Source organism: Paenibacillus sp. FW101-FHT12H11, from assembly GCF_058790355.1.
In genome coordinates this window covers 1-23,789 of sequence record NZ_JBYTCO010000002.1, presented here as the reverse complement: position 1 = coordinate 23,789, position 23,789 = coordinate 1, and the positions used below count along the sequence as shown (strand labels likewise).

Below are 23,789 nucleotides of genomic sequence, written 5' to 3'. Positions count from 1 at the left end.
CTCGTTTGAAAAATGGGATGCCAGCGAATTTTTGTGTGGCTCAAACCCATCATTCTATGTTATATATGAAATGACTCAAATTTGACGAATGGAGTGATAGGAATGAGAATCGCCGCGCAACTGTATACGCTTCGCAACTTTTTGAAAACACCCGCTGATATTAGCGAAAGCTTGAAAAAAGTCAAGCAATTGGGTTATAACGCTGTACAAGCTTCCGGTATTGGACCAATCGACATTCAAGAATTTAAAGCGCTTGCAGACCAAGAAGGGTTGAAAATCTGTGCCACTCATATCGGATATAACGACTTGTTGAATGATATGGACGGCGTCATTAAGAAGCATCAAGCATGGGATTGTAAATATGTCGGTTTAGGCGGATTGCCTCCGGAGTTTCGGGAGAACAGCCAAGGTTATGCCACATTCGCCAAACAAGCTTCGGAATTTGGCAAACAGTTGAAAGATGCCGGGTTGCAGTTTATTTATCACAATCATGATTTTGAGTTCGCCAAATATGATGGGAAGACAGGCATGGACATTTTGTTTGAAATGTCGGATCCTGATAGCGTCGATTTCGAGTTGGATGTTTACTGGGTACAAGCAGGTGGAGCAGATCCCGTAGAGTGGATTCGCAAAATGGATGGACGTATGAAGGTCGTACATTTTAAAGATATGATTGTGACTCCGGATCGGAAACAGCGTTTCTCCGAGGTCGGTGAAGGCAATATGAATTTCAAAGGAATTATTCAAGCCTGTGAAGACATTGGCGTGGAATGGGCAGCGGTTGAGCAGGACGATTGCTATGACCGGAATCCATTTGAAAGCTTAGAGATTAGTTTTGCTAATTTAGCTAAACTAGGGACAAAAGCTTAGTAGTTAACTACAAAAAGAACGGCTGCTTTAAACAGCCGTTCTTTTTTATTTAAACGCTTAAACGGTACGTCCTTCTAGATGCTTTACTTGATTCGTTTGACTCAGCATGCCAGCTTTTTGCCTTTTGTGATAATACACGTAGGAACCCGCGATAATAATATAGCCTGGAAGAAAACCCAATCCGGCCATAAAGCCATCCACAGCGATGGTTGAATACACAGCTCCGGTCAAATCAAAGATCAAACCGGCATATGCCCATTCTTTGATTCGAGGAAAACCGGGAATAAGGATAGCTATGACACCTAATATCTTGGCAATTCCAAGAAAGGGAAGAAGATAATCCGGGTATCCCAAATGCTTGAAAAGTTCTACCGCAGACGCTGCTTTTACCGTATCACCGATTGCGCCCATCCCCATAAATAACACCACTAAAGCAGTAAAAATCCAGTAAGGAATCGTTATTTTTTTCATTGCTTTCAGCCTCCTAGGATCGCATCCATTTGATTTATGTTATGAATATACCTTATAAGGAATATTCCTGTCAAGGAATATAATATACATAGACAGGCATAGTGGAAAAGACTTATCTCTAAGATAGAAAAGGGCATCTCAACGAAGTTGAAATGCCCTTTTTCTTAGAGTGTGATAGGGGTGTCAGAATCATTCCACAATCTGTTCTCCACCGGCAGCGAACGGCTCAAACGCGTGGTGGACGGAAGCTTCTTCAATGTCATGAACAGCCCAATGATTGTTCGGAACATCAGTCCATGGCGAGTGGACGATGCCATGAAGTGGTCCACGGCCGAGTACCCGATTGATTACGGTAACGGCTTCTGCGCGAGTGAGCGGATTAGCTGGTCCGAAGGAGCCATCTGTATAACCGTTCAAGTAGCCCGCAGCTTGAGCAACTTTGATTGCATCTTCAGCCCATAGGCCGGACGTATCCGAAAAGCCTGCTCCGGATTCTGCGGTACCCACCGCAAACCGGGCGGCAAGAGCTGCCATTTCCGCCCTGGTGATCGGCTGGTCCGGTCTGAAGGTGCCGTCTGCGTAACCTTGCATCAGACCCATGCGTGACACTTGGGCTATCGCATCATAAGACCAAAGAACCGGCTTCACGTCAATGTATTCACTGCCGCTGGCTAGTGCCGGTTTGGCCGCAATACGCGAGAGAATCATTGCCATTTCTGCGCGGGTAATGCGATTGTCCGGACGGAACAAGTTGTTCTCGTAGCCTTGTATGTACGGCTCATGCGAGAAGGACAATGTCCGGCCCTCAGCTTTCAAAAGGGCGAATGCACTAAATTTGTTCGTCGTGAATTGAATCCCGCGGCCGCCTTGGAGCGTGGTCACAGTGCCTTTTTTAAACTCCGTAGTCCCGTCGCTGTGCTCGATATAGACACCGATTTGTTGCAACTCCGTATCACTCAAATCATCGGGAAGCGGAAGAACCAGGGTAACCTCTTGATCATGCAGGTTCGTCGTAATGTCTACTGGACGGCCAATCAACGAGGTTTTTGCGCCTCCGGTAACGCCTAGTACAACTGTCGCCGTGTTCGCGCGACGTTCCAAGTCCTGGCCTGCAGCCGAAGCTTTCACCGGAACAAGATTGAAATAACTTTCATCTTTCAAGTTTTTAAGTGAATGGTTAGCAATCAGGACTTTAATGTTAGCCGTATCGAGAATAAGATCAAGACCGCTGTCGCCAAGCAAGCTGAGCGACTCTTTACTCAATTGCACAGTTGTCATGGATACGTCATCTTTGGCATCCGGCAAGGAGATAATAACCGAATTGACGTCAGCAGTCTTGGACTTCTGAATCAACGTTTTCGCATTATCACCTGTGATTTTGACCTCCTCTTTGCTTGTTCCGTCAGTTTGAGTAGTACGCACGACATTCCATGCGTTAGTGTTCACAATCGGGCCTCCATAGCCGCCGCCACCCGTCTGAGGAGTGGAAGGCGTGCCGCTATTCGCCGCAATTTCATATTTGATCGCGTCTACAAGCATGTAGTTGCCTGATTTTTTGACGGCTTTCAATGTATGAGTGCCTTTCGAAAGTGACGAGATGTGGTAAAGACTTTGACCAGCATTTCGAATGGCTGAATAGGCATTAATCGTTGTCTTCAACTCCCCGTCGATATAGATGTCCATTTCACCCAGCTCCGGACCGGTTGGTGCGAGGAGCTCGATTCCGGTTCCTGTGAAAGAGTAGAGGTAGGAGTCGCCATTCATGGAAGTTGCATGGATATCGTCTGCATAGTCACCTGCGAAAGAAAAAGTAAGCTTCAAACTGCCGACAGGTTGAGCAGAGAGATATTCTTTTTTAATGGTCACTTGCTGGCCATTCATGACATAATCGGCAGGATTCACGAGCTTGCTTGCGCCGTTCGAAATACTTTGCAGGCTGTCCGGGTTGCCCAGAAGGTTAACGCTCACATCTGCAGCCGTCGTTTTATTAAAATCAGCGGCAGAGATATCCATTAGGTCGGGCTGCTGGACTTTAAGCGCATCGATCAGCATGAACTGTCCTGACTTTTTGACTGCTTTCAATGTATGAACTCCAGGTGTCAAATGACTGACTGTATAGACTTCTTGCTGAGCTACGTTATGCGAATTCGCTCCGAACGTATGAGCTGTTCCATGTAGTTGACCGTCGATATAGATGTCCACATCGCCTTGGCCTTGATCGACTTCTGTTATATAAGTAATGCCTGTGCCATTAAAGGTGTAGGTGAAAAAATCGTTGTTTTGCTCGACATAATGAACGTCCTTGCCATAGTCGTTAAAAGGCCGGTTCGTGCTGCGGTTCCAAGCCCCGGTGTAGTGGATTTCCGAGTTGTCGTCATTGATGTAGGTGAACCTTCCGGGAGCAGCAGAGTTGCTAATGGTAATGGCGAACGTTCTTGGACTGCCTGACTGGAAAGTGAAGGTCAAATTCGTAAGACCAACAGGCTGTTGATTCAAGTAGGATTTTGAGATTTTCACAACATCGTTCGTAACGGTGTAGTCCTGTCCAAGGGTTAAGCTGTCTGTGCCATTCATAATGCCTGTCAGGCTGTTAGTGCTTCCGAGTGTAAGCGTTGTAAACACGTCCGCTTGTGCGGATGTTTTTTTGTCAAAAGCAGCAGTTACAGGATTGAGGGACGTTCCAGTGATCGCGATAGACAGGGATTGTGAGTCACCACCGGCAAAAGTGAACGCTAGTTGGACAGGTTGCCCCGATGGCTGCTGAAGGAGGAATTCTTTCTTGATCGTTACAAGATTGCCTCCGCTTATCGTGTAGTCCGTATTTGGCTGCAGGGAAACTGCGCCATTATTGATGCCTGTCAGCGAGTTTGCGCCAAGGAGGAGATTCGTCGTGATGTCTGTTGGTTGATCTTTGTCAAAACTGTTTGTAGAAGGTTGGCCAAGCAGCGTTTCAGCCGTTACCTTTAAAGCATCCAGGATGAAATAGTATTGGCCGGTGCCGTTTCTTAGCGCTCTAAGCGTGTGCTGACCTTGCGGAAGATCGGCGATACGATAGACCGAGTATAAGCCGGATTGTTGAGGACCTTCGGCATCGACAGTGCCTTTCAGTTGTCCATCGATATAAACGTCCATCCGTCCATTGGATGCGCCCTGCTCAGAGAACAGTTCAATGCCAGTGCCCGTGAACGTGTAGCTGAATTCCGGCTGCGTCCCGTTGTCCGGCTCACCGTAATGAACATCATCCAGATAGTCCCCGAAAGGTCTTCCGCCGCTGTGACCCCACTTGTTCGAATACTGAATGAGTGGATCCGTATCGTTAATATAGACCGAATGAGAGACTGTAGAGCCCAATGAATTTAATGGCTGCAATGCATGAGTTTCGATTTGACTAGCAGGAGAGGGAGAGGAGTCCGTAATCGCAATGGACAAATCCTGTGCATCGCGAGCCAATTCTTTGCCGCCGTTACGTGTCCAAGTGCCGGTGTATCGCACGCCTGTGTCGTCGTCATTGACGAAAGAAGTACCGCTTTGCGCCGTTACTTTAAATAGACGGGAAGCGTGAGGTTCCAAGGAAACTGGGCCATAGCTTGAAGTGTAAGTGCCAAGTTCGGTGTGGCTCCACAGGTCGCGAACGGAAGCAGGACCATTCAGGCCGATGTCGTTCCAGTTAACAGTGACAGGCGCTGCTTTGTTGCCCAGATTGAAAAGCGCAACCGTGTACGTACCGTCACCGTTATTCGCATACCAAACTTGCTGATTGGTTGATGTTGAAACCGGATGAACGGGCCGTCCAGCCTGATTAACCGCGATAACTTCGTCATTCGTCAGCAAGTCAAGACCATAAGCGTCGAGGTTGGACAGGTCGTCGCCTGTATATAACTGCGCGGCCGAGGCGGCCCACAGCGTAGCTGCAGTTTGCCTTTCGTCTTTGGTCAAACCGGAGGTTGCGCCATTGCCGACATTCAAGGAGTCGAAATCATTCCAACCTCCCGGTCCGGCATCCCGCCACCAAAGGGCTGCGTCAGGGAACAAACGCGCAATGTTAGCCCATTGCGTCATGCCGACCTCGCGGTCATAGGACTCCACGTCCCAATCGACCCGCCAACCGTTCGCGTATTTTTTCCAATAGTCCACGTAATTGTGGTCGAGAGCCCAAGATAACTCAAACCAAATATTGTGTCTGCTAAGCGCCGTCGACCAGGCTTTAACATCGTCACGTGCATCGATGCTGACATCATTATGCCCGGAACCTGGCGTAACGCTATCAAATTTGACGAAATCCACGCCCCAAGAAGCGATGGCATCCGCGACGGAATCGATATATTTTTGCGCGCAAGGGTTGTTGAAATCAATTTTATATCCGATGTTCCAATAATCCGCGTATTTGTAAGGTTTTACGACGATATCACCGATGTTACAGCCAGGAGCATTATAAATAGGTAAGTTCTGAGTGACCGCTTCAGGCGAAACACCGGGAATTAAATAAAGGCCGACTTTTTGGCCGTTACCGTGGATGTAATCAACGAGATTTTGAAAACCTCCCGGATAAAGCACAGTACTTGGCACCGGTCTGCCGTATTCGTCCATGCTGCCGTTCCAGCCTGCATCGATATTGATGTAGTTGTATCCATGAGCCTGCAATTTCTTATGCATGGCGTCCGACATCTTCTTGATCTTGGCTTCGGAAATCCAGTTGCCGGACGGACCATCGTAGACCTGCATGCTGTAGCTGCTCCAGCCCATATACGGCTTCTGTGCCAAGCCATTGTCTGCGGCTTTGACCGTGCCTTCTCCGGAAGGGATGTAGCCGATCTGCGCAATAACAACGATAGCGAGCAGCAATCCCAGCCATACCTTCCTTCGGCGTTGCAATCTGCTTTTCATCTTCACTTGTCTCCTTTGTCGTTGAAATAACTTCATTTATGTAAGCGCTACCGCACTTGCACATGTCCGATTATATAAGATCATTTCTGAATGCGGATAGGTACACTTCTGCCCGAAACCGTACCAATTGCCCTTTTTATATATAAAACGCGCCATTCCTTATTGCACTCTACGAACCGTTGGGCAGACCATACCACGGAACCTCTCGGAGAGGAAATAAAAAAAGAAGCTGTCCCCCTAGTAGCTTTAACTACAGAGGCAGCCTCTTGGATGTGTTGCATTAAATTTTAATGTTCGATCAAACTGTGAAGAGGTACTTCTTGTTCCTGATCAGGTTGATCTAACGGATAAATTCTTGCCGTTTCATTCGCTTCATCGACATTTTGAATATAGATAGGAACGCCGTTGCAAGAAACGTTAGCCATAACCGGAGAAGCAGCGATTTGTGAGGCACGTAGTTTGTTCACGTCAATTAATCTCCTTCAGGTAGGATAAACACGAACATATTGTTTCCTCTCTAGCGCCTAATTATTTGAGAGCATATAAAAAGAAGCTAAGCACCTGTAAGCTGCTTAACTCCTCATTCAATCGACTATTTAATTACACGTCGTGCTGTCATGTAGTGAGAATTCCAATAGGAGTTAATCGTACTGATTTTCACGCCGCCCGCACCGTAAGTGTTAAGCATTTTGTTGTTTCCAAGGTAAACGCCTACATGACCGACTCCTGATCTGCCAGGGACGGAGAAGAATAGCAGGTCGCCTTTTTTCCAATTGCTTTTTGACACGTAACTACCTACTTTGGATTGCTGAGCAGCCGTCCGCGGCAACGTGATGCCGTATTTACCGAAAATGTATTTCGTCAATGTCGAGCAGTCAAAGTTACGCGTTTGTCCAACTGCTGCACCGAACTTATAAGGTGTTCCCAGATATCTTTTACCTAGTGAAATAATGCTATCTGCTTTCGACGTTCCTGTAATTGTAGCGTCAATAGTAGCAGTATCATTATTCGTAGCAGCTTGAGTAGGCTGTGGACTACTAATTACCCCTCCTGAGATAGCAACGGTCGCTCCAATTGTCAAAATAGCCAATCGCTTGCTCCATTTATGATGTAATTTCATAGTTGTTGTCCTCCTCTTTGTTGTGAGCGCTAATTTCTTAGCTGAGCCTAGTATAGCAGACTGGAAGTCTCCTATAATTTGCTAGGAGAGGGGAAAACCGTGGGCTGGCAAGGGTCAAGCCTACTTTATTAGAAAACCATGAGAATCTTCTAAAAAAATTATTCTTGACGAGCTTGATTCATCAAGAAAGCCTGATAGATCAACAGTTTTTCCATACAAAACAATGAATTTTCTACTCAGAATCGGTCCTTTTGTTCATAAAAAAACAAAGAGCAGTTTAAACTATGTTCTAGTTTAAATTGCTCTTTGTTATGAGTTTAATCATTGTGTAGGCAAGCCATTTGGAACATAATACGGAGGAATTTTGATCCAGCCGCGCTTCCGCATTAAAATTTTTAAGGAAGCACCGAACTTCAATTTCTCTGCCTGAAAACCGGCAAACATGAACCCTACGTCATTACGCACGGATTGAACGGCACCGGTCGCACACATCATGTAATTGGCGACAACTTTAATGGAGAGTGCATTGGCAATCTCATCATCCGTCAATTTAACACCCATGGGCACGGTTAGTGGGTCTGACTGTGGTTTTTTCTCGGATACCGGAGGGAGCATTACGCCTTCTCGGAGCATAAAGTCCCTAATTATACTTGATTGTTCAATTGCAATTTCCATAGAAGCATGAAGCGCATCTAATAATTCACTATCTGTTGTCGTATTCAGTCCAATTTGTACACTTGCTATTTCTTCTTCCAGCATGGTTAAGTACGTCCAACAAGTCATGGCTTCTCCTATATGTAAAGGTGGTTTTGGTTCGTCATCAACGAGTGTTTTCATCACATCAACTACGGCTTCAAGTATACTTGTCAAGCTTGCACCATCCTTTGTTTTATTCGTTAGTTTGTTTACAATTTCAACAATTATTCAAATTTGCTTTTTTTCTATTCCATATAACTCATTTATATGCGCTGCATGAGACATTCCCCAATCGTTTATTGCTTGTAAAAGAAGTATCATTTTTTTGCCATATTCGGTTAAGGAGTATTCAACTTTTGGAGGGATGTGAAGAATGATTTCACGGTGCACGATATCATGAAATGCTAACTCTCTTAATTGCGCGGTCAGCATTTTTTTCGTTATATCCGGGATTGCTTTATGAAGTTCACCAAATCTCATCGTTTCATGCTTGAAAAGCTGTAAGAGAATTACGGGTTTCCACTTGCCGACCAGAATTTCAAAAGCAGCTTCGACACTAGAACCATCAGGCAATTGATGTCCTCCTTTTATAACGCCAATTTCATTTGCCATATATGTTAATAGATGATTCTAAATTAAAAACCAGAACAAGGCGGCCGAATAAGGTGGCTTTTTTTGTGCTGCAGCGTTGTGAGTTGCCATAAGTGTAACAACGTGATACAATGTCCTGACGAACGTTCGGAAGGGAGCGGTACGATGACTGCTGATCGAATTAAAGAGATTGCCCTCAAACATTTTGCCAGTAACGGATATGAAGGTGCCTCACTCGCGGATATTGCAACGGATGTAGGGATCAAGAAACAATCGATATACACACACTTCAAAGGGAAGGATGAACTTTTCCTTTCGCTGCTAGACGATGTGCTGGCCCGGGAATTGGCGTTTGTTCTTGATTATCTAGAAAGACATAAAGATCTTGCCGTTGATCAACTGCTTTATGGTTTCCTTATTCAATATCAGGATTGCTATGAAAAGGATGATAATACGAAGTTTTTTTTGCGTGTAGCCTTTTTCCCGCCGACTCATCTCTATGAGGTCATTGTCAAAAAGGGTTATCACTATTTAGATACCTTGGACACGATGTTAATCCCGCTATTTGAGCAGGCAATTGCAAATGGAACCATTAGCAGAGAGGTCAGCAGTAGCGCGGCGACCGTTGCTTTTTTAGCTGTGCTGGATGGCATGTTCGTAGAATTGCTGTTTGGCGGAGTCGAAAGATCAATGAAAAGAATAGAAGCTTCTTGGTTTGTCTATTGGCGCGGCATCAAGAAGTAAATCAACAAGAGGAGGTTCACACACCATGAACCGTAATTGGATTTATATTTTTATAGGGGCCTTTTTTGAAGTTTTATGGGTCACAGGTTTAAAACATTCGCATACAACGATGATGTGGATAGGCACAATCATTGCGATGTATATCTCGTTTCATCTGGTTATTAACGCATCTACGAAACTGCCGGTGGGTACCGTCTATGCGGTCTTTACGGGAATGGGGACTGCAGGCACAGTTTTGGTAGAAATGCTGGTGTTTGGAGAACCGTTCAGGTTTCTCAAAGTATTTCTCATTCTCCTGCTTTTATCCGGGGTATTCGGACTGAAATTTGTCACGAAGGAGAATGATAAGAAAGGAGCTGCCGTCTAATGGGTTGGATTTATCTGATGTTTGCCGGTATTTTCGAGGTCGTAGGCGTTGTGGGCATGAACCAAATTAATAAGGCGAAAAATATTCGCTCGTTTAGTCTTTTCATCGTTGGTATTGTTATGAGCTTCTCGCTTTTAAGCTTGGCAATGAAAAGTTTGCCGATGGGCACTTCTTATGCCGTCTGGACAGGGATCGGTACAGTTGGCGGCGCCATCGTCGGTATGCTTTTTTATGGTGAGTCCAGGGATTGGAAACGTTTGATGTTCATTGCGATGGTATTGGCTGCGGCCGTTGGTTTGAAATTAATTGCATAACCACATAGATATCAATTTACAAAAAAATTGCATGAATAAGACGCTATCGTTCGTGAAGAACCGTTTCCTAAAAATTAATCCTATGTAATAATAAACACAAGGATAAACGACTTCGTCGTCCTTTAGGACGAACGTGTTTGTCAAGGTAGAGCGAAGCAAAAGTAAAAAAAATTATACTTTCTTATCCACTAAAAAAGTAAGAGGTAAAGGAGTACATCTTCAATGAAAATCAATTATCATGGTCATGCCTGTATTCAAATTCAAACGGGGGATAAATCTCTCATTATCGATCCTTTCTTAAGCGGTAATCCTACGGCCATAATTAAGCCAGAGGACATTAAGGTGGATGCCGTGCTGCTAACGCATGCTCATATGGACCATATTCTCGACGCAGCGCCTATTGCGAGCGCTAATAACGACGCACCGGTTGTTTCTATTGTCGAGCTTGCGTCTTATATGTCTTGGCAGGGTGTAAAAAATACCGTCGGCATGAACATGGGAGGCACATGCGATTTGGGCTTCGCTAAAGCGAAAATGGTTCAAGCGTTCCATAGTTCAGGCATCGTGATTGAAGAAACGAAACAAATACTGTACGCGGGCATGCCTGCTGGGTTCCTTGTGTTTGCAGAAGGCTTGACGATCTTGCACGCGGGAGACACCTCCTTATTCAGCGATATGAAAATGATTGGCGAGCGCCATCCGCTCGACGTCGTTTTCTTGCCGATTGGAGACTTCTACACCATGGGACCGGAAGATGCCCTTCAAGCCGCGGAATGGTACAACGCGAAACTGACCGTGCCGATTCACCACAGTACATTCCCAGGTATCAAGCAAGACGCGGAGAATTTCGTGAAACAGCTTGAAGCACGAGGGTTGAAAGGCAAGGTCATGGCCCCTGGCGATGAGATTGAGATAGCGAGTCGCTAAGATGGGTCTAAGGTAGGATATGTTGATGATTTTGTCGAAAGCATAAGTGAGACTTCTAATATTTTGAAAAACCGCGAGGGTCATATGCTCCGCGGTTTTTCGTTTTTTTATTGATAAAATATTTCACAATTTGTAGTGGTAGTCATGGTATAATCGAACTATTATTCGACAACATGAGCGTATTTTTTCAAAAATGAGAATGGCGTGGATTTATTGTAGCTAAAGGGGGGGCTTAGTTGTGAGTGAACATACATCCGCAAGTCGGACAACTAGCAGCCAAACAACGGCTCAAGCTCAGCCGGTCAGGTCCGAGACGGAAGTTCCAAGCACATTGGATACTCGTCAAATGACACCTGCAAGTATTATGCAAATGCAGAGAACGCTGGGGAACAGGGCGGTTCAGGGTATGGTTCAAAGGATGGGGAATACGCATCCCGTTATTCAAAGAGCGGGAGGTGCGAGTGCAACCCCAGCTCCTGCCATATCTCAAGAGCAGCAGCAGCGAAATGCTGATCTGGTAACGGCGCGTGACGCGAAAGTTACGACACTTGTAGATAGTTCTTATACGGAAATTAGCGAGAAACTGAAGCGAACGATCGATACATACTTGACTTCGGATTCCCAAGCAGATCCGATTCGAAAAAATGTGAAAGAAAAAGTGAAATCAGAAATTCGAGCAAGCATGGGGTCAACGGGTACAGCAGAACAGAGAGAAGATGCCTATAAGTTCGCACAAGCAAAAGCAGATGGCATTATGATAACCAAACTTAAAGAATATGCCATTGAAGTAGCGGATAGCGAGTTTGCCGTCAGCAAAAAAACAGCCATGAAAGATGAAGCGAACAAAGCCTATCTGATTACGCCAAATCTAAACAATGCAACATTTGAAAAACAGAAAACAAAAGCAGCTGGGGATGCAAAGAAAAAGCTGGATACATATTCCAAAACCTTATTCACTAATTCGGTTGCGGCTTCCAAAAGAGCTATTGCTTTGAAGTTCGCGCCCCCAACTGCAGCCGGAGGTACCTCTGGTTTTGATTCCATCAGTGTTGGAAGGGCTGGAACGGATGAGTTAACCAAGCGAATTGGTCTTGAAAGTCAATTGGTCGACTTAGACGTTGTGAGGCAAGAAACTGTTGACGGGACGACTAGAGACATTAAAGATATGGAAGAAATTTATCTAAACATCCTTTTCGCTCCTATGAAATCAGCGGTTTTATCCAAATTAGGTGTAGGCCGAAGGGCGTTCAGAAGATCGGCGGAGTTGAATGCGTATCGTGAAGATCTTAAAAAAGCAGCGCGAACCAAAGTTAACGCGCAGATTAATAACGAGATTGATAATCCATCAAGTTCTTCAACCCCAACAAACTCTGCTCCTACAGGAACTACTCCGACAAGTGGGACACCGACTGGCGCAACCCAGTCTTCAACAAGTACTCCGACGCCGGGGCCAATGCAAAAAGAATATCTGAAAACGGCTACGAAGGCTGTTGCCTACAAGGAATCCAAAGTCCTAGTAGACGATGTGATGAGGGATGAAGCTAATCTCATTCTGGAAAGGGTCATTCCTAAAGCCCTTACCATTGAAGAAATGACAAAAGTAGCAAAAAGCTCAGCTTATGAAGTGGCTAGATTGCCTGCAGCACAGGCGGATAAGATTCGTGCCGCAAGCGTCAAGGCAGCAGAAGAACATGCAGCTAAATTACTGAAGCTGAACAAAGATAAAGCTGTACTTGAAGCTAGAAAGCTCACAAAAGGAACAAAAGCGGAAGGCACTACGGCAGCGACATTGCCGGATGCAGCTAAAACCACGCAAATTAAAGATGCGGTTCAAAATGATGAAAAAACGAAGAAACTTGCCAAAACGATTGTCAGGTCCGTAGAAGCAAGCGATTTATCTTCCGGTTTAACGAAAGTCGGCCATTTAATCGATATTTCAACACCTAATCCAGGGGATTCAAGTTCATTGGAATTAGAGCTGAAAATTCCAGTTGCCTCCGCAGCAGGCGGCGGTAATGCCTACTTCCTTTTCGGATTCGCTGGGGAGGCGGAACGTGAAGCGGATGAATTAAGTGTGAATTCCCAACTGACTTTTGGTGCAGGATTTACGACCTTTGGTTTTGATGCAAACGCACGTTTTGGGCTATTCCTTGAAGGAAAAGGTAAAGATACAGATACGGTCATGAATTTACTTTCCTATGGGTTATACAGACAGATGCCGGAAAGCGCACAAGCTTACTTCTGGGGCAAAGGCGGTAAATCCGGCGAGTCAAGCTTGATTGAGGCTGAGAAGTGGGCCATGATGATCGAGGAAATGCATATGGGTGATGACGAAGCCGAGGTTAATGTTGGTTTCCTTACGAAATTGGCAATGGAAGCTAATGTAGGTGTCGCATCATTTTCTGCTGAGCTGGCATTTAAACGCCTCAGTAAATATAACAAAGAGATTATTGAAGCGAAGGGCAAGGATGCAGCTGGTAATGTGATGTCTGCGGCAGAACGCTTAACGGCTGAGAAGACCGGTAATGGCATTGGCAAAGGCGAAGTCAATACTACCGTAGAAGCGGGAACTGAAATAGAAATCGAATTCGGTAAAGATAAGGTTGCTTTTGGTCTTGAAGGCGCTGCTACCTTCTTAAATGGGGACGAAACCAAGCTCAAAGAATTGAATCTGCAGCTATCGGCAAGTATCCCTTCGCAATTCGGAGAAGAGGGTGGAGATTTCACCAAGTATGCATCCAAAATTGTCACTGCTGCGATTGGCGGAGGTAAAAACCTTACTGCACTGTTCAGGAAAGGGATGGCTTCCAAGGCAGATAAAGCAAAACAAGTGACTGGTTCTTTAGTTGATGCTGGAACCGATGCGTTATACACGGGAAATTACTTCGATGATATTGGAGCAAGCTTTGCAAGTAAAATCCGAGGCGATGAAACGGTTAACGATACCATGCGATCTTGGCTGCCTGGCCAAGATTCAGAGGCATCCGATATTGAAACGGTTGATAAAATTGGATTATCCAATGCGCTTAAACTGGAAATCGGTTTCCAAAGGGAATATGATGGAAGAAGCGTACCAACCTCACCTTGGGTCATCACAATTTCAGCTTCTCAAGTAAAATCGCTGGAAGTTGACGCAGAAATTGTTAAGGTTGCTGTAGAGAAGTCCAAGCGATTAGGGCAATTAGAATTCCGGAATGATAAAACGATGAAGTATGAGTTTATCGGTTTTGAGGGCGGCGGCCAAGACCGTCCGGCGCCGGCGCCATCTGCAAGCACCGCCACGGCAGGAACGACAGGTGCAACGGGATCGACAGGAGCGACAAATACGGGAAGTACAGCAAGTACGTCGAGTACGCAATCAGCACCGGTTCAAACTCCAGCGCCTAGTACAACGACTACAGCTAGTCAAGTGCCGGTGGTCACGCCATAACATAGATGCGTAGAAATAATAAGATGTAAAGGAGGTTTGTAGATGGTTGATCTGAGAGCTAATGGCGACGAAGAGAAGTCAATTTTGGATTTTGACATGGACATCGCATTTCAGACCCTCGTGGGTGACGCATTGAAGGCTAATACGAAGCGATTAACCCTTACTGAATCTGAGGAGAAGTCGCATTGTACGCTTAATCTTGAAGTGGAATGGAGTGTATACCAGCAATTGTTAGCTGGCGAATGGATGGGGCTGTACGCACAAGGAAGCAATCGAGATTTAGAAGTAAAATTTGATGAGAATCGGCCTGTCGAACTTCAAGTCATTTTAAAACAAAGCCTTATGAAAACTGCACTTCGCAAAGGTTCAGAGATCGAAAATGTTCTGCAATCCTTCGTCGAGGACTCCGAAGAATCGCGACCTCTGCGCCAAAGCGAAAGCTGGCTGATCACAGAAGTGAAGCAGCAAATGAGTTTGCCGGATGGACTAGATGGGGGTACTTTGAGGGTTGGCTACCGTACCCAATGGGCCGAGCCTGCGGTCTCAAAGGCAGCGTCCACTATCGTTAAATCTACTTTAAATGAGGTCGTGGACGACTATCTGAAACGGATGGAATTGCCATTTGAATGGGTGGATGAAACCATTGCCCGCTTATCTTTCTCAGGGGAGAATGGCGAATGGATCGTGTTGGTTCGTACAGATGAAGTGAAGCAAATTTGTATTGTATTTTCCATTTACCCGACTTTGGTCCCCGAAGAACAGCGGACGGAAGTGGCGAAATTCCTTTTCGAAGAAAATTATGATTTGGTGATCGGCAACTTCGAGATGGATGCAACCGATGGGGAGCTGCGGTATCGAACAAGCATCGATGTAGAGAACGACCGATTGACGATGGAGCTTTTCAACCAGCTTTTTACTACCAATGTCGTGATTATGGATCATTACTACCATGTGATTGATGACATCATTCAGAACGAATAGTTTCAACAAAGTCCGCTAATAAGCGGGCTTTTTTTTCTGAGTAAATTGAAAGAAATTGGAGTTTACTATTATAGTAATGCCTATCGTTTGTTTCTATAATAAATTAAAAACACAACGAGGTGAGCTAGATGGAAACAACAATTGTAACCTCAACAACCAAACGTCGGTCTACAAAAGTAAAACGATGGGATTCCTTTATTACCGGGCATTTGTTTATCTCGCCTTGGTTAATCGGATTCTTATTGTTAACGCTTTATCCGATGATTCAATCCCTTTATTATTCATTTACCGATTTTTCGTTACTTGAAGAGGCGAATTGGGTAGGGGTCAGGAATTACGAGAAAATATTCACGGTAGACACTAGATTCTATCAATCTGTCAAAGTAACTTTCCTCTATGTACTTGGTTCCGTTCCTTTGAGACTGATTGCCGCCTTATTCATTGCTATGCTCCTTGCCAAGAGCCTTAGAGGAATATCGGCTTATCGTACAATGATTTACTTCCCTTCGTTAATTGGAGGAAGCATTGCCGTATCGTTATTATGGAAAAATATTTTTGGCAGAGACGGGTATATCAACGAAGTTCTTGGTTTATTCGGTATCCAAGGAATAGGCTGGATCAACAATCCAGACACCGCTTTGAGCACATTGGTTCTGCTCGTCGTTTGGCAATTCGGTTCCGCGATGGTTATCTTTCTGGCGGGATTGAAACAAATCCCACAAGACCTGTATGAAGCTTCCTCTGCGGATGGGGCAGGGAAGGTTAGACAGTTTTTTAACATCACCTTACCGATGCTTTCCCCAACGATCTATTTCAATATCATTATGGGTATCATCGGCGCCTTCCAAATGTTCACGCCTGCCATGATCATCACACAGGGTGGACCTATGAATTCTACGTATGTATACGCTCTATACTTATATGAGCGCGCTTTCAGTCAACTGCAAATGGGATATGCCTCCAGCCTTGCTTGGATTATGTTGATCATTATTGCACTTTCGACTTCCGTCATCTTTCTTTCATCCAAGTATTGGGTTTTCTATGAATCTGAAAAGGAGGAACAGAAATGAGTACTTCTTTACAACGTAGACATATATTCACTCACGTCATTCTAATATGCTTGAGCGTAGCCATGATCTATCCAGTCCTGTGGTGGGTCGGAGCTTCCTTAAAATCCAATCAAGAGCTGAGTATGCCCGGTCTGTTCCCGGCACATCCGCTATGGAGCAATTTCTCGAAAGGTTGGAACGCCATTCCCGGCCATTCGTTTACTGATTTTTACATCAATAACTTTGAACTCATCATTGGACTTCTGTTTACGACGGTCATTTCTTGCAGCTTGGTTGCTTTTGGGTTTGCTAGATTGCAGTTTCGGCTGCGAAATTTCTGGTTTGCAATCTTAATGCTTACCTTGATGCTGCCAGGTCAAGTAACGATCATTCCACAATATTCGTTGTTCCATCATCTCGGCTGGGTCAATACCTATTTACCGTTCATTGTACCTCACTCTTTGGCTGGGGGAGCAGGAGGAACCTTCTTCGTATTCTTGCTTGTCCAATTCATTCGCGGGATTCCTAGAGAACTGGATGAATCGGCGAAAATGGATGGCTGCAGCTGGTTCGGAATCTATTGGCGCATCGTAATGCCACTTACGAAACCTGCTCTTCTAACCGTTATTATCTATTGTTTTTTATGGAATTGGGACGACTTTTTTGGTCATCTGCTCTACATCAATTCGGTCGATAAGTATACCGTAGGATTGGCCTTAAGAATGCTCAATGATTCGCAGTCCGCTCAGCAGTGGGGACAACTATTGGCGATGGGGCTTGTTTCCATCATCCCGTCGGTGATCATTTTTACATTTGCACAAAAATATTTCGTGGAAGGAATCGCCACAACAGGGATTAAAGGTTGAGCGAATCTTAGGAGAATTTTGAAACAAATCGTTGGGTACTATCATAGGCATGATGATTTGATAGAGCTATAGTTAGTAAAGATAGAAAATTCAAACTACTATATGACGAAGGGGTTATGACGAATGGCTACAATGAGAAAAAGACTGACAATCGCCATGTTAACAACAGCAATCGGATTATCGTTAGTAGGATGCGGTGCGGCAGAATCGTCGCCTAAAGCAGCTGAAAGCAAGAGCCCAGGAAGTACAACGAATGCTACAACAAGCAATAAACCAGTTAAGCTGCGCATTATGTGGTGGGGATCTCAGCCACGTCATGATGCGACATTAAAAATGTTGGAGCTTTATACGAAAAATAATCCGAATGTCACGTTCGAGCCGGAGTACTCAGGGTTTGACGGATATATCGATAAACTGACTACACAAGCCGCAGCGAAGAATGCTCCGGATATTATCCAGATGGACGCAGCGTGGCTGGCAGATTGGAACGCTAGAGGCCAGTTGGCGGATATCAGCAGTATCAATGAAAAGGATGTAGATCCAAAACTGGTTGAAGCCGGGAAATACAAAGACAAGCAAACGGCAGTTCCACTTGGGGGAAATGCTTGGGGTCTCATTTATGATAAAGGTTCATTAGATAAACTCGGGATTAAGCTTCCGGCAGAAGGGATTACCTGGGATGCATTTTTCAGCCTAGCAAAAGACATTAAATCCAAGTTGGACAAGGATCATTACGTCATTGGGGATTTTGCGAGAAATCGTGATATGTATACGTCCTATCAATTAAGTAAAGGAAAAGGATACCCCGTCACACCGGATGGAAAGTTTAATTTTGATAAGGACACATGGTTGGAATGGATGAAGATGGCCGAAGATTTCCGCAATGCAGGTATTATTCCACCAGCTGATGTATCGGTTAGCGATGTTGATTTGGATCCGAAGCAAGATTTGATGCTGACTGGCAAAATTATCTTTAAAGCAGCGCATGCGGCACAAGCTTCTTCCTGGGATAGCTTGAAACCTGGCAGCATTGGAGTTTATGCGATGCCGAAGGACAAGCAGGGCGGAAGTTGGTTGAAGGCAACCTTCTTCTTCAGCGTCAGCCAAGATTCTCAGCATAAAGAAGAAGCCAAAAAGTTCATTGACTGGTTCATTAACAATCCGGAAGCCGGAGAAATTTCGGGAACAACACGCGGTGTACCTGTTTCAAGTAAAATTCTCGCCCAATTACAACCGAAATTCAGTAGCGCCGATAAATTGACGATCGATATGATCAACATGGCAACACAAGGAGCTCAACAATTTAATCCAGGTGCCAAAGGTTGGAACAATTTCGATACGAAGGATTACAAAGCGATTACAGAATCGATTATGTTCGGAAAAATGAAGATTGAGCAAGGATTTGACGAGCTGAAGAAAAAATCGGCTGAATATGAAAAATAAGTAGTTGAAAGCACCCCTTAGTTAACATAGAAACCCTAATTAGGTTATTCTGATGTTATAATTAAGGGGTGCTTTGACATGACACCCGTTTTTATAGGAGGCAACGAGATGTGGAAGGTTGCAATCATTGATGATGATCGGCAAGTACTCAAAGGAATGAAACAAGTGATTCCTTGGGAAGAAATCGGAGCCGAGTTAGTAGGAGAGGGTCTGAATGGAGAGCGCGGATTAGAGCTGATACGGGAGAAAAAGCCCGATATCGTCATAACGGACATTTATATGCCTGTTATGGGTGGAATGAAAATGATAGAAACATTACGCAATGAGAGTTTTGAAGGTAAAATTCTTATTCATAGCGGTTACGCCGATTTTGAAGTGGCTCGTCAAGCGCTAAGACTTCAAGTTGAGGATTACTTATCAAAGCCAGTCTCTAGAAACACAATCACGGAGGTGCTGCTGCGAACCATTTCGTCCATCGAACTTGAAAATCAATCAAAGATTGAGCAGGAGAAACTGCGAGACCAAATTGATGAATATGAACCTTTCGTACGGAAAGAACAGTTAAAGACAGTCGTGACGGGGACAGCTAGCAATTGGAATGAAATGACACTTTTATGCAACATGAGAGAGGACCAAAGTCATATCGTCCTTGGATTAGAAATTCTAAGAACATCGAGAATTTCCGATGTCCGGACGCAAGATCGATTGTTATTTCGGTTTGCCATCAAAAACATTATGAAAGAAATTCTCCAAGCCGAGAAGAGGTCTTATGATTATGTAGAATTGCATGGCTATCATGCCGCTTTAATTCTTCATTTTGAAAAGAACGCGGTGTATTCGGAGCATATCGATCATATAAGAACTATTGCGAAGAAAATCATAGAATGTGTACAAGCCTATCTCGATATTACAATTCGGATTGGTATCGGCAGATTCACCGAGAATTGGTCCAATCTATCGGATTCGTTGGAAGAGGCTTTTCAACCACTAGTTCCGGATGCCAGAGTGCTTCAATCAACCGGCGTGTTTGAATATGTGAATACGGAGCGTTTCCCTGCCAGTCACATCCAGACGACGGCCAAACCGATTAAATTTTATCAGCAAATTATTGAGGATATCAAAACAACACAAGGCAAGAATGCCGAGAAGATGATTGAAGGTTATATGGCTACCTTAAGGGTAAGCGCAACCCCTCCTCCATTCAGCTTACTTGGCGCGCAATTTTGGGCTATTTTCAGTTTTGCGTTAGCGGACGAGGATATCCGGCTGACGGAGATTTTTCAGGATTACAGTATGGAAAGCGAATTGAACAAAATATATACGTTTGACCAGTATGAAACATGGCTGCACAGCATTATTCAGCGAATTTGTGCGAATCAGCCTTGGCAAGAAAGCTTTAAGCATAAGATTGCCATTGATTTTATTAAACAATATATCCGTGAGAATTATGCCAACGATATCACGATTGCGGAACTTGCCGATAAAGTGTATATCTCTCGTAATTATTTAAGTCAAATCTTCAAGAACGCAACAGGAGAAACAATCAACAACTATATTATCAGTGTAAAAATGGAAGAGGCTAAACGGCTTATTTTAGAAAGAAAATATAGAATCTATGAGGTCGCAAATAAAGTTGGCTACAATAATATCCCTTATTTTAGTACCACTTTCAGAAAGCACTTTGGAATTACACCAGCGGAATTACTCACATAAGGGCGGAATGGCGAATGAAAAAGATGTTTAAGAGATACCGGATCGATTATCTGCTTTTTGGAGGCTTAACAAGTTTTGTCCTCATCTTGCTCACGATTGTCATTTTGCTAACCTACACACTTTCAACAAAAGAACTTGTGCGGGTAACAACCTATTATCAAAAAGAGAATTTGAATGAATTATATAACAAAATTGAAATTCAAATGCGCGCAATTGAGCAAATTTCTCTAGCTGCGACCAGGAACATTGTGACAACGGAATATCCGGACATGACTAATGATTCCTACGTCAATTATCAGAAACGTGAAGAGCTAGAAACATTTTTGAGTAATATCGCATATTCTACGCCAATTATTCAGTCCATTGAATTATATACGGGGAATGCGTTTCCATCGAAATCACAAAGTCTTGTTTCATTTATTGACATGAATCAAGCCAAAGATCAAGTCTGGTATGAAGCTGTTGAGAATGCAGACTTCGCATGGATTGGCCAACATACCATTACTTCCAATCAAGGTCGAATAGAAGTCATCAGCTTCGCTCGAAAAATATATTCGAATAGCGGCAAATACCAAGGGTTCATGATGCTGAACTTGAAAGCGTCATCAATTCAAAATCAGATCAGCGGTGAAATCCCGGATTCCAACCGTATCCTGCTAGATTCAGGGGGCAGAGTGATAACGTACATCGGTGATCCCTCCTTACCGACGAAAATTAAGTCCTATCTGTTGGACATGAATAATGAAAGCGGTTATATGAAAGTCGGGCTTCCTGGAAGCAACGACTCGGCCAGCTCCCAGAAGAATACTTTAATGGTATGGGCTATGCATTATAATTCCAGTTGTATGCTCGTTCAGCTCACACCTTTGAATCAAATTACAAAAGGCAGTGTTCACATCTCCGTTGTTTTATCTCTTGTAGGTGTTTCGGCAATTCTGATTGCCTTATTGTTTACCTTATATTTTTCGAATCTATTCATTACACCTATACGTCAGCTGCTCCACGAAATGGGGAGATACACAGCTAACACAAATAAAGTGAATCTGCCGGAAGATTATCAGAATGAATTCGGTGTGTTATTCTCCGGTTATCGCAAATTAATGGATCGCATCAAGTCGCTATATGATTCATTGGAGAATCAATATAAGGAGCAAAAGAAAGCAGAAATTAAAGCGCTGCAAGCGATGATAAACCCACATTTTCTGTACAACACGTTAGATCAATTAAATTGGATGGCACTGACAGCCGGGCATGATAAATTAAGTCAGATTCTTGAGCTGATGGGGAAAATGTTTCGAATCGGACTGTCCAATGGCGAAAGCCTTATCACGATTCGCGAAGAGTTTACCCACGCACTGTGTTATGTGCAAATCCAGCAGCTGCGCTGGGAGGAGGGGTTGACCGTATCCATCGATCTGTCAGAGCATTTACAGGATTGGTATATCCCAAAAATGACGTTACAACCGTTCATTGAAAATGCGATTATGCATGGATTTAATGAACGATTAACCGGAAATATTACCATTAGCGCCAAAGAAGACCAAGGAGACGTGATTATTCAAATCACGGATGACGGAGTCGGGCTGAAAAAAAACTGGAATGCCCATCGGGAAGGAAATACGGGCGGTTATGGGATACGGAATGTAAAAGAGCGTTTCGAAGCTTTTTTCGGGACCCGTTATCGAGTTGATATTGAAAATAATTCGCAAGCCAGCGGTACGAGGGTAACGGTTCAATTCCCAGTGCTAAAATACAAGCAAGAAGAGATGAGCGTCAGCCTAGGAGCAAGTATCCCATAATCATCTTGGGATTGGCGAAACCTACAGAGGAGAGGTGAAAGAAGATGCGCGAGCCTAAGCCTTATTGGCGTGATGTACCCCTTAACTTGAGGAAGCAAGTGGAAGAGCAGATGGCAAGCTCGATTCGAAGGGCAACTCGTGTGTTCGGAGGATATGGACCGACGGCAACGTTTCGTATTTTTTTAGAAGATGGTAGAACGCTGTTTGCCAAGGGAGCAGGACAGGGATCACTACCAGAGAATTGGCGGGTGCTTCCGTTAGAAGAAGCCGTGTATCGTGAGATTCGTGCGATTTCGCCGATTTCACCACGTTATTATGGGTCAGTCAGTACTCAAGGATGGCATCTATTATTACTGGAGGATTTAAAGGGCAGTAAGAAAGTGCCGTCTTGGACCGAAGCCTTAGCGATTCAGGCGATGCGCGATCTAGCCCAATTTCACGTGCAGGGAATCGCCGAGGCTGATAAGGTGGAAGCGATGTCTGCCCGAGGTGTAACGGAGAACTGGCTTTCCATGAAACAGAGCCGCGAAGAGCGAAATTATTTTCTTGACTTGTTTCACGAGAATAGGGAAGAAGCAGAAGCTTGGCTGGATGCGGTACTTGATGTTGTGATTCCTCTTGAAACGGATCTTATGCGTCAAGACCAACCATGGGGTTTGATCCATAAAGACATACGTTCGGATAATCTTCGTTTCAGAGATGGGAAGTTAGTGTTATTCGATTGGGCATTGGCTTGTAAAGGCCCCTTGCTATTTGATATTGGTTTTTTCTTTCCTAGCCTGGAAGGGGAAGGAGGGCCGACCGCAGAGCGATTAATGCCCATTTACAAAAAGGAAATGGCTGCTCATGGCATTACATTCCCCGAATTTGCCGAACGATCTGTTGCTGTTTGTGTAGCAGGATTTTTTGCTACAAGAACAGGAAAACCGCCAATCCCTCAGCTCCCGCGGCTTCGATATATACAGTGGTTACAGCTGGGACCTGCGTTACGATGGACATGCAGTCTACTAGGGCTGCCTCAACCGCCTAAATTATCACCGCTTAAAGGTCAGTAATTGTTCTCTTATAAAATACGTTGGAGGGTGGGTATGAATCCTATTCAGAATAAAATCGGTGGCGTCTTTCTTCCAGTCAGCAATATCGAACAGGCTCGGGACTGGTATTGTGATATTTTAGGCTTACCGACGGATGGAGAAGTTTTGTTCGGGCATATTTATGTTTTGCCGATGGAAGGGCCTGGTCTTGTGTTGGACAGCAAGATATATGCCCCAGATCACGTATATAAAGTGCCAGCCTTTCAATTTCGCACCGATGATATCGTTCAAGCCTTTGAATTTATGAAAGCTAAAAATGTTCAATTATTAACTGAAATCGAGAATAATCACTGGTTTAATTTTAAGGACCCTGATGGTAATGTCTTAATGATTTGCAAGTAGTGCTTGAACTAAGAGGGTGTCCCATAAGCCATGAAAATGGCAAGGGGCACCCTCCTTTTAAATTCTGTAAAACAAAAAGAAACCGTTC

Annotated in this window: 20 protein-coding genes; 14 read left to right on the top strand and 6 right to left on the bottom strand. The window is 44.3% G+C overall.

Going from position 1 to position 23,789, the window contains the following annotated elements; translation table 11 throughout:
* The first annotated feature begins 102 nt into the window (after nucleotides 1-102).
* Entirely contained in the window at nucleotides 103-870 is a 768-nt protein-coding gene (locus AC3WTJ_RS05690) for a sugar phosphate isomerase/epimerase family protein (RefSeq protein WP_492521006.1), read from the top strand.
* Between the two features lie 57 nt (nucleotides 871-927).
* Here AC3WTJ_RS05690 and AC3WTJ_RS05685 read toward each other — a convergent pair whose 3' ends face one another.
* From AC3WTJ_RS05685 to AC3WTJ_RS05660, 6 genes are all read right to left on the bottom strand, one after another.
* Nucleotides 928-1,341, bottom strand: a complete 414-nt coding sequence (locus tag AC3WTJ_RS05685; protein ID WP_492521005.1) for a DoxX family protein — start codon at nucleotides 1,339-1,341, stop codon at nucleotides 928-930.
* A gap of 189 nt (nucleotides 1,342-1,530) precedes the next feature.
* Nucleotides 1,531-6,225 (bottom strand): X2-like carbohydrate binding domain-containing protein, encoded by a 4,695-nt coding sequence (locus AC3WTJ_RS05680; protein WP_492521004.1) that lies wholly within the window; start codon nucleotides 6,223-6,225, stop codon nucleotides 1,531-1,533.
* Between the two features lie 287 nt (nucleotides 6,226-6,512).
* A complete protein-coding gene (locus AC3WTJ_RS05675) occupies nucleotides 6,513-6,692 on the bottom strand; it encodes an H-type small acid-soluble spore protein (RefSeq protein WP_492521003.1) in 180 nt (59 codons plus the stop codon).
* Between the two features lie 125 nt (nucleotides 6,693-6,817).
* On the bottom strand, nucleotides 6,818-7,345 hold the full coding sequence (locus AC3WTJ_RS05670) for a C40 family peptidase (RefSeq protein WP_492521002.1): 528 nt from the start codon (nucleotides 7,343-7,345) through the stop codon (nucleotides 6,818-6,820).
* Nucleotides 7,346-7,666: 321 nt separating this feature from the next.
* Nucleotides 7,667-8,215, bottom strand: a complete 549-nt coding sequence (locus tag AC3WTJ_RS05665) for a DUF3231 family protein (protein WP_492521001.1) — start codon at nucleotides 8,213-8,215, stop codon at nucleotides 7,667-7,669.
* Between the two features lie 54 nt (nucleotides 8,216-8,269).
* Nucleotides 8,270-8,653, bottom strand: coding sequence for a winged helix-turn-helix transcriptional regulator (locus tag AC3WTJ_RS05660; RefSeq protein ID WP_492521000.1), 384 nt, complete (start codon nucleotides 8,651-8,653; stop codon nucleotides 8,270-8,272).
* 144 nt (nucleotides 8,654-8,797) lie between these two features.
* Between AC3WTJ_RS05660 and AC3WTJ_RS05655 the strand changes: the two genes are divergently transcribed.
* The 13 genes from AC3WTJ_RS05655 to AC3WTJ_RS05595 all read left to right on the top strand — a co-directional run bounded on the left by AC3WTJ_RS05655 (nucleotide 8,798) and on the right by AC3WTJ_RS05595 (nucleotide 23,701).
* Nucleotides 8,798-9,376, top strand: coding sequence for a TetR/AcrR family transcriptional regulator (locus tag AC3WTJ_RS05655; RefSeq protein WP_492520999.1), 579 nt, complete (start codon nucleotides 8,798-8,800; stop codon nucleotides 9,374-9,376).
* A 25-nt stretch (nucleotides 9,377-9,401) separates the two neighbouring features.
* Entirely contained in the window at nucleotides 9,402-9,743 is a 342-nt protein-coding gene (locus tag AC3WTJ_RS05650; protein WP_492520998.1) for a DMT family transporter, read from the top strand.
* On the top strand, nucleotides 9,743-10,057 hold the full coding sequence (locus AC3WTJ_RS05645; RefSeq protein ID WP_492520997.1) for a DMT family transporter: 315 nt from the start codon (nucleotides 9,743-9,745) through the stop codon (nucleotides 10,055-10,057). The genes AC3WTJ_RS05650 and AC3WTJ_RS05645 overlap by 1 nt, the downstream gene beginning before the upstream one ends.
* Before the next feature lie 222 nt (nucleotides 10,058-10,279).
* Complete coding sequence (locus AC3WTJ_RS05640) at nucleotides 10,280-10,984, top strand: metal-dependent hydrolase (protein ID WP_492520996.1); 705 nt, start codon at nucleotides 10,280-10,282, stop codon at nucleotides 10,982-10,984.
* A 238-nt stretch (nucleotides 10,985-11,222) separates the two neighbouring features.
* Nucleotides 11,223-14,414: a hypothetical protein gene (locus tag AC3WTJ_RS05635; RefSeq protein WP_492520995.1), complete on the top strand. Its 3,192-nt coding sequence runs from the start codon at nucleotides 11,223-11,225 to the stop codon at nucleotides 14,412-14,414.
* Between the two features lie 42 nt (nucleotides 14,415-14,456).
* Nucleotides 14,457-15,395 (top strand): YbjN domain-containing protein, encoded by a 939-nt coding sequence (locus AC3WTJ_RS05630; protein WP_492520994.1) that lies wholly within the window; start codon nucleotides 14,457-14,459, stop codon nucleotides 15,393-15,395.
* 128 nt (nucleotides 15,396-15,523) lie between these two features.
* Nucleotides 15,524-16,465, top strand: coding sequence for a carbohydrate ABC transporter permease (locus AC3WTJ_RS05625; protein ID WP_157326372.1), 942 nt, complete (start codon nucleotides 15,524-15,526; stop codon nucleotides 16,463-16,465).
* A complete protein-coding gene (locus AC3WTJ_RS05620; RefSeq protein ID WP_157326371.1) occupies nucleotides 16,462-17,310 on the top strand; it encodes a carbohydrate ABC transporter permease in 849 nt (282 codons plus the stop codon). Before AC3WTJ_RS05625 ends, AC3WTJ_RS05620 begins: the two co-directional genes overlap by 4 nt.
* A gap of 123 nt (nucleotides 17,311-17,433) precedes the next feature.
* Nucleotides 17,434-18,753, top strand: coding sequence for an ABC transporter substrate-binding protein (locus AC3WTJ_RS05615; RefSeq protein ID WP_492520993.1), 1,320 nt, complete (start codon nucleotides 17,434-17,436; stop codon nucleotides 18,751-18,753).
* 108 nt (nucleotides 18,754-18,861) lie between these two features.
* On the top strand, nucleotides 18,862-20,466 hold the full coding sequence (locus tag AC3WTJ_RS05610; protein ID WP_492520992.1) for a response regulator transcription factor: 1,605 nt from the start codon (nucleotides 18,862-18,864) through the stop codon (nucleotides 20,464-20,466).
* A gap of 14 nt (nucleotides 20,467-20,480) precedes the next feature.
* On the top strand, nucleotides 20,481-22,265 hold the full coding sequence (locus AC3WTJ_RS05605) for a cache domain-containing sensor histidine kinase (RefSeq protein ID WP_492520991.1): 1,785 nt from the start codon (nucleotides 20,481-20,483) through the stop codon (nucleotides 22,263-22,265).
* Between the two features lie 44 nt (nucleotides 22,266-22,309).
* The gene (locus AC3WTJ_RS05600) at nucleotides 22,310-23,320 is read left to right on the top strand and encodes an aminoglycoside phosphotransferase family protein (protein WP_492520990.1); all 1,011 of its coding nucleotides are present in this window, start codon (nucleotides 22,310-22,312) and stop codon (nucleotides 23,318-23,320) included.
* Nucleotides 23,321-23,353: 33 nt separating this feature from the next.
* On the top strand, nucleotides 23,354-23,701 hold the full coding sequence (locus tag AC3WTJ_RS05595; protein WP_492520989.1) for a VOC family protein: 348 nt from the start codon (nucleotides 23,354-23,356) through the stop codon (nucleotides 23,699-23,701).
* Nucleotides 23,702-23,789 lie beyond the last annotated feature (88 nt).